Here is an 11,558-nt window from a genome sequence, read left to right as displayed (position 1 = left end):
CTACCGGATGATCCGAAACAGCCTTTACGGCAATATTTAGTCCGAGGAACCGGCATTGTCTGGCCCCCTCGGGCGCGCTATTATAGCGATAAATTCCGCCTTGCCACCACCCTGGATAGGGTGAGATTGAGGGTAAAGTCACATGTCTCAGGACACCCAGCTCGACCTGCTGCTGATCAATCCCGGTGGCCGGGAGAAGATTTATCAGAATCTGGGCGGTAGCCTAACCGCGATTGAGCCGCCGCTCTGGTGCCGCCTGATCGCGGGCTATGCCCGGGATCGCGGCTACAGCGTCAGGATCATCGATTCCGAGGCTGAGGAAATGGGGCCTGAGCGGATCGCGGCGCATGTTGCCGAATGGCAGCCGCGCCTGACCTGTCTGGTGGTGTTCGGGCATCAGCCCTCGGCTTCCACACAGCAGATGGTCGGGGCGCGTGATGCCTGTCTGGCGATCAAGGATGTGGTGCCGCAGCAGCCGATCCTGATTGTTGGCGGTCACGTTTCCGCCCTGCCGGAGCGCACCCTGAATGAAGAGCCGGTTGATTACGTCTGCAAGGGCGAGGGGCCGGTCACCGTGGTGCAGCTCATCGACCAGCTCAAGGCCGAAGAGGGGCCGGACCTGGCCTCTGTTGCCGGTCTGGTGTGGCGCGATCTGGATGGCAAAGTGGTCACCAACAAGCCGGCCGAGCTGACCAAGGAGCTGGATATTGATCTGCATGGCAATGTCTGGGACATGCTGCCAATGGAGAAATACCGCGCCCATAATTGGCAATGCTTTGGCGACCTGCCGTCGCGCCAGCCTTATGCCTCGATCTACACCTCGCTCGGCTGCCCCTACAAATGCACCTTCTGCTGCATCAATGCGCCGTTTGATGTGAACCGCTACCGCATGCGCAAGCCCGAGGCGGTGGCGGCGGAAATCGATCTGCTGCACAACACCTATGGTGTTAAGACATACAAGTTCATCGATGAGATGTTTGTGCTCAACGAGCGCCATGTGATGGCGATCTGCGACCTGCTGATCGAGCGCAACTACGATCTCAATATCTGGGCCTATGCGCGGGTTGATACCGTGAAGCCGCATATGCTGGAAAAGCTGCGCAAGGCCGGTTTCCGCTGGCTGGCACTCGGCATCGAATCCGGTTCCAAGCATGTGCGTGATGGTGCGCAGAAGGCCCTGAAGCATGAGGATATCATTTCCATCGTGCGCCAGATCCAGGCGGCCGGCATTAGCGTGATCGGCAATTTCATCTTCGGGCTGCCCGATGATGATGTGCAGACGATGCGCGAAACGCTGGAACTGGCCCAGGAGCTGAATTGCGAATTCGCCAATTTCTATTCGGCGATGGCCTATCCGGGGTCGCCGCTCTACACCCAGGCGGTCAGCAATGGCTGGGCGCTGCCGGAAAACTGGTCGGGCTTCTCGCAGCATTCGTATGATTGCCAGCCCTTGCCGACGGAAAAAGCTTCGGCTGCCGATGTGCTGCGTTTCCGTGACGAGGCCTTCCACGCCTATTTTGCCCATCCGCGCTATCTGGACATGGTGACGCAGCGCTTCGGCTGGGAAACCCGTCATCACATCGAGGATATGGCAAAGCATCGCCTGCGTCGCAAGTTGCTGGAAGCTGCGGAGAAGGCTGCTTGAGCGCAGCCTTAGCTGCGGTGCCGGGGCTTGAAGCCGTCATCCTGGCCGGTGGCCTGGGTACGCGCCTGCGCGGTGTGCTGGATGACAGGCCCAAAGTGCTGGCGCCTATCGGTGCGCGCGCCTTCCTGGATCACCTGCTGCTAGCGCTGGCAACGGCCGGCGCCGAACGGGCGCTGCTTTGCCTGGGGCACCTGGCCGATAAGGTGGTGGCGCATCTGGCGGCCAATCCGCCACCACTGCCGGTTGACTGGATCATTGAGCCGAAGCCATTGGGCACCGGCGGGGCCTTGCGGCTGGCGCGGCCACGGCTGGGCAATCGGCAGGCGCTGGTGATGAACGGTGATACCTGGATCGGCTTTGATCTGGCCGGCTTGTTGCGGCGTTGCGCGGAAACCGCGGCACCTGGGGCGCTGGTCTATGCCGAAGTGCCGGATGTCAGCCGTTATGGCCGGCTTGAACTGGACCCGGACGGCTTTGTTGCCGCGTTTCGTGAAAAGGATGCGGCGCAGTCTGGCGCCGGCGCCATCAATGGCGGGGTCTATCTGCTTTCACCAGCGTTGCTGGATCGTCTGGCAGACAGTGAGGCGGTTTCCCTGGAACGAGACTTTCTTGAGAAACTGCCGCCGCGCAGCCTGGCCGCGTTTCGCGCCAGTGGTTCTTTTATTGATATTGGCACTCCCGAGACCCTGGCGGCTGCCTCCGCCATCGTCGGTGGCGAGGCATTTGGGAGAAAATCGTGATCATTAGCCGCACCCCTTTTCGCGTCTCGCTTTTTGGCGGTGGGTCTGATTACCCACAATGGTTCCGGCAGCATGGTGGCCGGGTGATTGGCTTCACCATCAACAAGTATTGTTATATTTCGTTGCGCCAGCTGCCGCCGTTTTTTGCGCATCGCCATCGGGTGGTGTATTCCAAAGTGGAAACCGCCAATGAACTGAGTGAGATTCAGCATCCGGCCGTGCGTTGTGTGCTGCAGGAAATGCGCGTCGAGCAGGGGATTGAAATCCATCATGATGGCGATCTGCCGGCGCGGTCAGGCCTCGGCTCGTCCTCGTCTTTCACAGTCGGATTGCTCAATGCGATTCATGCGATGCGTGGGCGCATGACCACCAAGAAGTATCTGGCGGAAGAGGCGATCCGCATCGAGCAGAATGTGATTGGTGAGAATGTCGGCTCGCAGGATCAGATCTGGGCGGCGTATGGCGGTTTGAACCGCATTGAATTTCACCATGATGGCGGCTTCGAGGTGACACCAGTGATCATGGCGCGCGAGCGCCGCGAAGCATTGGTTGGCAACATGATGCTGTTTTTTACCGGGTTTTCGCGGATTGCATCCGAAATTGCCGGCAAGAAGATTGCGTCGCTGGATGCCAAGGCAGCGCATGTCCACCGCATGATGGCAATGGTGGAAGAGGCTGAGCAGGTGCTCAACAATGAGCAGGCAGACCTTGATGATATCGGCCGCATGCTGCACGAAGGCTGGCAGCTCAAGCGTGATCTGACCGATAGCGTATCGACGCCTGAAATTGACGAGATTTATGCCGCTGGCAAGGCTGCCGGCGCCCTCGGCGGCAAACTGCTTGGCGCCGGCGGCGGCGGCTTTGTTCTGCTCTATGTCCCCAAGGAGCGCCAGCAGGCTGTGCGTGAAGCCTTGTCCGGCCTGATCGAGGTCAATTTCGATATCGATGGGTCCGGCAGCAAGATCGTGGTTTACGAGCCGGCCGGTTTGGAGAGGCAGTAGTCATGTCGCGCGACGCAGCACCGCCGGTACGTTTGCTGAACCGCAGCCATGCGGCCGGCAACAGCAAGTGGACGGTATATTTCGATCATATCCAGGCGGAAAATGGCGTCGAGGTGCACAATTATGTGGTGCTCAAGCCGCCAAGCGGCCGCAGCGACCATATTACCGGGGTTACAGTTTTACCCCTGATCGGTGATGAGGCGGTGCTGCTGCGTGCCTATCGGCATCCGCTTGAGCAGTATTTCTGGGAGTTGCCGCGTGGTTTTGTCGAGCCAGGCGAGGAGCCCGGGCTGGCGGCGCTGCGCGAGCTGGAAGAGGAAACCGGCCTGATCTGTGCGCCCGAGAATCTGCATCCGCTGGGGCTGATGACACCGGAGGCCAGCACCATCATTGGCAAGGGGGCGCTGTATGTGGCGGTGGATTGCCGCGCCGGCGGCCGCCGTGTCGAGGATGAGCCGGGCCTGGGCGCTGTGCATCGTATTGCCCGGCCGGAATTGCGCGCTATGCTTGAGCGCAATGAAATAGAGGATGGTTTCACCATGGCGACATTATACCGCGCAATGCGGTTCTGGGCGCCGTGATTGATCCTGGACGATGAAGGGTGCGGCAATGCGCTTGCCCGCCTGTTGAAGATGGAGTGATAAGATGCCGAATGCCGAATTCAGCCTGAAGGGCAAGCGTGTATGGGTTGCCGGCCATCGCGGCATGGCGGGTAGCGCCATTGTCCGTCGTCTGGAGCAGGAGGATTGCGAGGTGGTCACGGCAGGGCGCGACCAGCTCGATCTGCGGCGCCAGGATGCAGTAGAGCATTGGGTTGCCGATACCAAGCCGGATGTGGTGTTCCTTGCCGCGGCCACCGTCGGCGGCATTCACGCCAATTCAACCCGGCCGGCGGAATTCATCTACAACAACCTGATCATCGAAGCCAACGTGATCAACGCGGCACATCTTGCCGATGTCAATAAGCTGGTTTTCCTCGGCTCAAGCTGCATCTATCCGCGTATGGCAGCGCAGCCGATGCGCGAGGATTCGCTGCTCACCGGCCCGCTGGAGCCAACCAATGAATGGTATGCCACGGCCAAGATTGCCGGCATCAAGATGTGTCAGGCCTTCCGCAAGCAATATGGCCGCGACTACATCACCGCGATGCCGACCAACCTTTATGGCCGCGGCGACAATTATGATCCGTTGCAGGGCCATGTGGTTGCCGCCATGCTGGTGAAGATTCACGATGCCAAGACGCGGCAATTGCCCAATGTGGAAATCTGGGGCACTGGCAAGCCGACACGCGAGTTTCTGGCTGTTGATGATATGGCGGATGCCTCGGTCTTCCTGGCCAAGCATTACTCCGACCATGAGCATGTCAATATCGGCACCGGCATCGAGACCAGCATCCGCGAGCTGGTTGAGCTGGTGGCTGAAACAGCCGGCTATACCGGCGGCTTCGAGCATAATCTCGACAAGCCGGATGGCATGCCGCGCAAGGTGATGGATATCGGCAAGATCAAGGCCATGGGTTGGGCGCCGCAGATTGATCTGCGCACCGGCCTGGCTTCAGCCTATCAGGATTATCTGGAATTCCTGGCGCGCAAGGCAAAAGCGGCTTGAATGGGCCGGTGCCCGAAAGGGCACCGGAATCAGCGCCGGATTGTCAGCCAGAAACCCAAGCCGGGCAGGCTGACCGCCAGATTGGCCAGGCCGGTGAGGATGGAAAGCGCCAGAGCATCTGCGGCATTCATGCCGGTGGCGCCGAGCGTGGATACCAGCACCAGCTCGCGGATGCCCCAGCCGCCAATGGACAACGGCAGCAGGGTCGACAGATTGGCGATCGGCATGAAAAACAGCAGGGCCAGGAAACTCGGCTCAAGGCCGATGCCGAGGCCGAGGATATAGGTTGCCAGCACCTGGAAGACCTGGCCCGCCATCGAGGCAAGAATGCCGGTAAGGCCAGGATTCAGGCTTATGCTGGCGCGGCGCAGAAAAGCCGGCGCATCAATGAAAAGCGAAAGGAAACGGTTGCCGCGCCAGCTTGCCGGCAGCAATGGGGTGATGGCGTCCAGATAACAGGCGCCAAGCCAGGCGCAGAAGCCGCCGGCAACCATCAGGCAGATCATCAGCCTGACCACCAGATTGTCGGTCAGGGCGAACAGCCAGGGCAGGCCAAGCGCCAGCACAACAAACAAGGCAACAAAGCCGATTGCGCGATCTGCCAGGGTGATCAGGAAACCATTGCGCAGGCTCACGCCGTAGCGTTTCAGATACCAGATGCGGAACGGGTCGCCGCCCATGGCCGAGGGCAGACTCTGGCTGAACAATTGCCCGATCCAGGTGATGGTAAGGGCGCCCCGAAAATCCAGCTTGCCGCCCAGCGACGCCACGCGATGAAACCTTTCGGCCTGAAACAATACCGTGGGCAGCATGGCCAGAAAGGCCAGCGCGATGGTGGCGGCCTCAAGATTGCTGAAACGCTCATGCAGTTCCGACATGTCGACACGGTTTATCAGGAAACCGATCAACAATACGGAAAACAGTATTTTCAGCAGCGTGGCAATCATATGCGCCTGTATTGGTTCAGCGATTCAGCCTGAGTGTCAATTCACGAAGGTATCGAACTCGGTGAATAGATTGGTCGCATCAAGTAGTAGGGCCAATTCGCGGCCCCCGGACTCATAATCGCATTCCGCGATCAAAAGTTCCAGTTTTGCGCCTTTTGCCATTGCAGGCAGATCGAAGGCCATATGGCTACGCTGGCAGCCGATTACATCTTGATGTAACAATTCTTTCCGATTCAGGGTTACGGTGATGCGGCCGCTTTTTGGCGCCATGCCGGAGAGGAAGATGCGGCGGGCGGGCAAATCCTGACCGGCGGTGATGACAACCTGGCGTGAGAGCCAATTGTCGGCCCAGAAGCCAAGCACAATACGCTCAGTTGCCGGGCCGACCTTTCCAAGCCGCCTGAACCAGCCATAAAGCCGCAGCAATCGTTGTGTGGCCCGTGAGCCAAGCTGGGCTTTGTAGCGCAGCTTGCCGGCAATCGTCTGGCGCAACAGGCCATGTTCGGCGAAATAGATCAGCCGGTGCAACCGCGCCAGGCTGCGCCAGATAGACGGGAATAAGCCGATCAGCGGGCCAATTGTCTTGTGCCGCTCAATAAGGTGGTGGTGCCAGTAGCCCTCGAAATACTGAATCGCGACAAAGCCCAGATGGCGGCGGCAGATTTCGAATATCTCGGGAAAGATCTTGCGCCGCTGTGCAACTGTTTTGGCATCGGCATGCAGCCGTGAACGCGCCCATGTCTGAGGCGCATGGGCGAATACGCCGCCGGCATTGCGCAGGCGCAGCCAGTAATCGTAGTCCATGGTGAATTGCAGCGCCTCGTCAAACAATCCGATCTGGCGGATCACGCGACGACGCCAGAATGCTGCCGGCTGGCAGATGACGCAGTCATAAACCAAAGCGCTCGGTGTGTAAGGCGTGGTGCGATACCGACCGGTAACGCAGCTCGCCGAGTCAATATACTCCGCCTCGCCGTAAACCAGATCAACCGCCGGGTTGGCGTTGAAAAAAGCCACAGCCTCGGCAACAGCATTCGGAAGCAGGATGTCATCTGAATTGAGATAGGCCACGATCTCGCCACGGGCCAGATGCATGCCCTTGTTGATGGCATGGGCCTGGCCCTTGTCCGGTTCGGAAAACCACTGGATGCGGCCGTCATAGCGCCGCAATACCGCAACGGTATCGTCAGTGGAGCCGCCATCCATGACGATCAATTCAATATTCGGATAACTTTGCTGCAAAACACTTTCGATGGTTTCGGCGATGAATTGGCCCTGATTGAAGGAGGGCGTGATGATTGAAACCAGCGGCTTGTGGTCTGCGGGCATGCTCGCTTCGCTGCTGTCCGGTGCCGTCGTGCGCTCAGTCACCCGGTGCATTGCGGCCAGCAGATTGTCGGCCGATTTGCGCCAGGAGTAATGCGTCAGCCGCTTGTGGCCGTTGTCGATCAGCACCTGGCGCCGGGCCGGATCATCAAGCAGGGACCGGATGCTGGCCGCAATCTCAGCCGGATCTTCCGGATTGGCATAGAGTGCTGCATCGCCTCCCACTTCCGGCAGGCTGGTGCCATTGCTGCAGACTACGGGCGTGCCGGCGGCAAAAGCCTCCAGCAGCGGAATGCCGAAACCTTCATAAAGCGAAAAGAAAACCAAGGCTTCAGCGCGCCGCATCAGACTGCCAACGAGTGCTGCGGAAACATAGCCGAGATGTGTTATGGGCAGATGCGCAAATTCATTGCGCAATGCCGGCCATCCGGCCTGCGAGCCGGTGAGAACCAGCCGTATGGCCCGGCCCTCTGCCTGTAGCAGCCGCAACGCCGCCAGCAGGTTACGATGATTCTTGTGCGGCCAGAGATTAGCCGGAAAAAACAAAAAGGGCTCGTTGGGGATGAGCGCGGCTTCAGCCTGGCTCAGGCTGGCTTCCGGCTTGTCCTGATGCTCCACCTGCAAGGCTGGTGGCATCAGGAAAATATCATCGCAGGTGCATTCCGGCTGCTCCAGCAAAGTGCTGCGTGCAAATGCCGAAATCGTGCCAATGGCGCCGGCCCGTGCCAGCACCGGGTCAAAAGCCGCGCGGCGATCGCGTAATTCGGTCGCGGTGAAAAACTGTGGAAAATATTCGTGCTGAATGTCTGGGATATAAAAGATGTGCCTGGAAAGGTCGCCGGTGATGGCATCGCTGCGCGGATAGCTGTGGAAGATCACATCCACGCCATGTTTCTGGGCCAATGCCTGCAAGGCATCGTGATAGCAATGCAGCGGCAGGGTGAAAATCTGGGCATTGCCAAGATGAGTTTCAATCAGGTGCCGATTAAAGATGGTGCAGGTGATAATGAAACTGTCCGCTTCACTGCCAGCCTTGCTCAGCAACTCCCGCACAACGCCGATAATATTCTGGATGATCCCGCCTGAGCGTTCCGGAACCAGGGCACGGATATCGATGATGGCGCGCATATGATCATTCACACTGCATCTGTGGGTTCGGCTTCAATGGCGATCAGGCGCCATAGCTTGGGGCCAAGCAGGGTTATGCTGAGCAAGCCAGCCGCGGTCGGAATGGGTTGTCCGACATAGTGATAAGCATGATATGTGCCACCGAAGCCGCTACGCTGGCGGCGCCCATTCAGAATCATGGGCCGGGTGAGAACAGCCGGATGATCAGCATCCGCGCCGTTCACGCGCGGCGATATGGAAAAGCTGCCGGGCCGATCACTGAACAGGTGCAGCCGGACATTCTGATTGTGGCCTGGCACCGGCATCACAATATCGCATTGCTGTTGGATTTCGTTGCTCAGCGGTGTAATGCCGCGGCGATAAGCCGGCAAGGCCGCTGCTTTGCGGCCCAGCAAAGAACGGCGTAAGGCCAGGCCGGTCGTGATAAGGCGCCAAATCAGTGAATGTCCGCCCAGGGCGGCCTCGCCATAAAGCCGGCCAAAATATTCGCGCAGGCCAACCGCTTGTTGTGCCTGCCGCTTCAGAATTGCGCTGATTTCGCGCTGGCGGATTTTCCGGCCAGTATTGGTTTTACTCTCGGCGCGATTTACCACGGCGGCAAGCACGGTATCAATGGCGTGAAAGTGGCAGCCGGCTTGGTATAGCCGCAACCATAAATCCCAATCCATCGTATAATGCAGGCTGGTATTCAATCCGCCGATGCGTGCCAGGCTGCTGCGTCGCAGGAAGGCGGCAGGCTGGCAGATCATGTTGCTCCAAGGCAAACGGTCGGGGCTTGGCTCAAAGGCTGGGAAGTATCCAAGGAAGGCGCCATTCTCATCGAGATAACAAGCCTGGCCATATACGACATCCGCTTCTGGATGGGCAGCGAAAGTAGCTGCAACAGTATCCAGTGCGCCTGGCAGCAGGCGGTCATCGGCATTCAGCCAGCCAAGATATTCTCCCGTACCGTGATCCCAGCCGACCTGGATTGCTGCGGCCTGCCCATCGTCGCTGGCGCGATGGTAGCGGTGATGAAAGTGCAAGCCGGATTGTTCCGCCAGCGCAGCCACCACCTTGTCGCCGCTGGCATCAAGCAATGCCACCTCCACGTCAGCGCACTGATCGGCGATGCTGTGGAAGGCTGTGGGCAGAAATTCAAGACCGGTGCGCACGGGCATCGCCAGGCAAAACACTGCGGGTTTGCCGCTTTCTGGCCCTGTTGTGGTGGGCGCCATCCGTTGTGGCATCAGCGCTTAAACGCTTGCAAAAACTTCTGCCAAATACCGGGCTGTTGCTGTGGTAGCGCCGAGTGGGCGATTTTCGGCTGTTGCAACAGTTCGGTGTAATGCCCGAGCAGATTCTCGGCTGATCTGCGCCAGGAAAATCTGGCAGCTTGTTGCACTGCGCGCGCGGCAAACTCCTGTCTTAGTGCAGGGTCAGCCAGCAGGCGCTCGATTGCAGCGGCGATATCGGCTGGGTCATGTGGATCAACCAGAATGGCAGCATCGCCGGCAACCTCCGGCAGCGAGCTTGATTTTGAAGTGACAACACAGGCTCCCTGACTCAAGGCTTCGATCACCGGCAGGCCAAAGCCCTCCCAGTAAGACGGGTACAGGAAGATGGTGCAATTCTGCATCAGCCAGCGCAATTCAGCATCGCTGCTGAAGCCGAGCATGGTGACATGGTCTGCGATGCCCAGTTCAGTCAGCAGCTTGGAGAAACCTTCGAACATCCAGCCGGTGCCGCCGGCGATCAGCAATGGCGGCATATCGGGCTTGTTGCGCAACACTTGCGCATAGGCTTCTGCCAGGCGGGCGTAATTTTTGCGCGGTTCCAGTGTGCCAACCGCAAGCAAAAAATCCTGGCCTGAATATGGTTCCAGTCGTGGTGGGCACGCTATTGGGTCGCGGTCGGTAAAGCGGCTGGCCAGCGGCAGCACCTTCACCCGCTCTGGATCGACATGGGGAAATACGGAGAGGTAATGTTGCCGGGTGAAGCCGGAGACCGCCACAATCAAATCAGCATAGAGGCTGGCCTGGAAGGCGCCACGGAAGCAACCGATACGGTTTTGTTCAGTCGTCCATTCCGGATGATCGATAAAGCCGATGTCATGCAGCGTATAGACAAGCCGTGCCCTGCGCAGCGGCGGCGGGCAGTAGAAATTATGTGAGTGGATGATGTCTGGCGCGCCGAGCCGATGTTCCAGATCAGCTGGCGGATTTTGCCAGAAGCGGCGCCAATCATTGTAATTGTGATGATGCAGGCCGCGCTGGAAATTATAACGCAGCGGCAGGATCGTATTGCCTTTCCACTTTTCGTCCCAGAACTGGTCGCCAAAAGTTGGATAAAGCAGATATTGGTTGTTGCTGTCGATCTCGGCCAGCTCTTGAAGCAGAGAATAAGAAACCGTGCCACAGCCTGCGCGCAGCGCCCCAGTCTGGCTCACATCGAAACCGATCCGCATCAAACTTTCCTCTGTTCAGCGGCGTAGCCAGGCCGGCACATGATGCCGGTTCCATTCCCAAGCCAGCGCCAATGCGGCGCGGCTGATGCGGCGATTCCAGCGCAGCTCAGCCCACAGCAGGTAACGCGCCAATTCCCGCACAAAACGCGGATAATCATCGCGCGCCACGCCTTTGCCGTCCACCACGGCATGGGCATAGTTGGACAGCCAGCGCAGCGGCACTTGCCCCAGGCGGCGGCGCAGCATGCTGTTCATTTCGGCATGCACCTTGGTGCGATCCGCCATGGTCTTGTTTTCCGGGTACATGCGTGACCCGGCCAGGAATTCAGGGCAATGCATGAAAACACAGCCGGCCTGGGCGGCCCGAATCCAGTATTCGTAATCCATGCAATAGCGCAGTCCGGCATCAAGGACGCCAATCCGCTCCACGACGCTGCGGCGGAAAAAGACGGCGGGCTGACATAAAAAACAGACATCGAGCAGCCGCTCAAAATTCCAGCTTTCGGTATAGTAGGTTTCCAGCACGGCATCCTGCGGGTCTATATGGTGTGCTTCGCCATATACAAAATCGACCTCGGGATGCTGTTCGAACAGCGCCGCAACCTTGCGGAAAGCGTCAGGATAATAAATGTCATCGGAATTCAGCCAGGCGATGATGTCACCGCGGGCGTTTCTCAAGCCCTGGTTCACGGCATCTGCCTGGCCGCCATCGCGCTC

At 58.9% G+C, this 11,558-nt stretch carries 10 protein-coding genes; 5 read left to right on the top strand and 5 right to left on the bottom strand.

Annotation, left to right across the window (positions count from 1 at the left end; genetic code table 11):
* The first annotated feature begins 142 nt into the window (after positions 1-142).
* From KBB36_RS19635 to KBB36_RS19615, 5 genes are all read left to right on the top strand, one after another.
* Entirely contained in the window at positions 143-1,645 is a 1,503-nt protein-coding gene (locus KBB36_RS19635; RefSeq protein WP_290985144.1) for a radical SAM protein, read from the top strand.
* On the top strand, positions 1,642-2,385 hold the full coding sequence (locus tag KBB36_RS19630; protein ID WP_290985141.1) for a sugar phosphate nucleotidyltransferase: 744 nt from the start codon (positions 1,642-1,644) through the stop codon (positions 2,383-2,385). Before KBB36_RS19635 ends, KBB36_RS19630 begins: the two co-directional genes overlap by 4 nt.
* On the top strand, positions 2,382-3,386 hold the full coding sequence (locus KBB36_RS19625; protein WP_290985137.1) for a kinase: 1,005 nt from the start codon (positions 2,382-2,384) through the stop codon (positions 3,384-3,386). The genes KBB36_RS19630 and KBB36_RS19625 overlap by 4 nt, the downstream gene beginning before the upstream one ends.
* 2 nt (positions 3,387-3,388) lie before the next feature.
* On the top strand, positions 3,389-3,967 hold the full coding sequence (locus KBB36_RS19620; protein WP_290985133.1) for an NUDIX hydrolase: 579 nt from the start codon (positions 3,389-3,391) through the stop codon (positions 3,965-3,967).
* A 64-nt stretch (positions 3,968-4,031) separates the two neighbouring features.
* A complete protein-coding gene (locus KBB36_RS19615) occupies positions 4,032-4,994 on the top strand; it encodes a GDP-L-fucose synthase (RefSeq protein ID WP_290985130.1) in 963 nt (320 codons plus the stop codon).
* Between the two features lie 29 nt (positions 4,995-5,023).
* On the opposite strand, the gene KBB36_RS19610 is transcribed toward KBB36_RS19615, so the two are convergent.
* From KBB36_RS19610 to KBB36_RS19590, 5 genes are all read right to left on the bottom strand, one after another.
* Positions 5,024-5,941, bottom strand: a complete 918-nt coding sequence (locus tag KBB36_RS19610) for a lysylphosphatidylglycerol synthase transmembrane domain-containing protein (protein WP_290985125.1) — start codon at positions 5,939-5,941, stop codon at positions 5,024-5,026.
* A gap of 36 nt (positions 5,942-5,977) precedes the next feature.
* Positions 5,978-8,407 carry a glycosyltransferase gene (locus KBB36_RS19605; RefSeq protein ID WP_290985121.1) on the bottom strand — a complete coding sequence of 810 codons (2,430 nt, stop codon included), beginning with the start codon at positions 8,405-8,407 and terminating at the stop codon, positions 5,978-5,980.
* Entirely contained in the window at positions 8,404-9,549 is a 1,146-nt protein-coding gene (locus KBB36_RS19600; RefSeq protein ID WP_290985118.1) for a glycosyltransferase, read from the bottom strand. Before KBB36_RS19600 ends, KBB36_RS19605 begins: the two co-directional genes overlap by 4 nt.
* A 74-nt stretch (positions 9,550-9,623) precedes the next feature.
* The gene (locus KBB36_RS19595) at positions 9,624-10,841 is read right to left on the bottom strand and encodes a glycosyltransferase family 1 protein (RefSeq protein WP_290985115.1); all 1,218 of its coding nucleotides are present in this window, start codon (positions 10,839-10,841) and stop codon (positions 9,624-9,626) included.
* A 15-nt stretch (positions 10,842-10,856) separates the two neighbouring features.
* On the bottom strand, positions 10,857-11,558 hold a 702-nt coding region (locus KBB36_RS19590), incomplete at its 5' end, for a glycosyltransferase (RefSeq protein ID WP_290985112.1).

This window comes from Ferrovibrio sp. (genome assembly GCF_017994015.1).
Classification (GTDB): Bacteria; Pseudomonadota; Alphaproteobacteria; order Ferrovibrionales; family Ferrovibrionaceae; genus Ferrovibrio.
The sequence above is the reverse complement of the archived record's forward strand: the minus strand, read 5'-3'. Positions and strand labels throughout refer to the sequence as shown.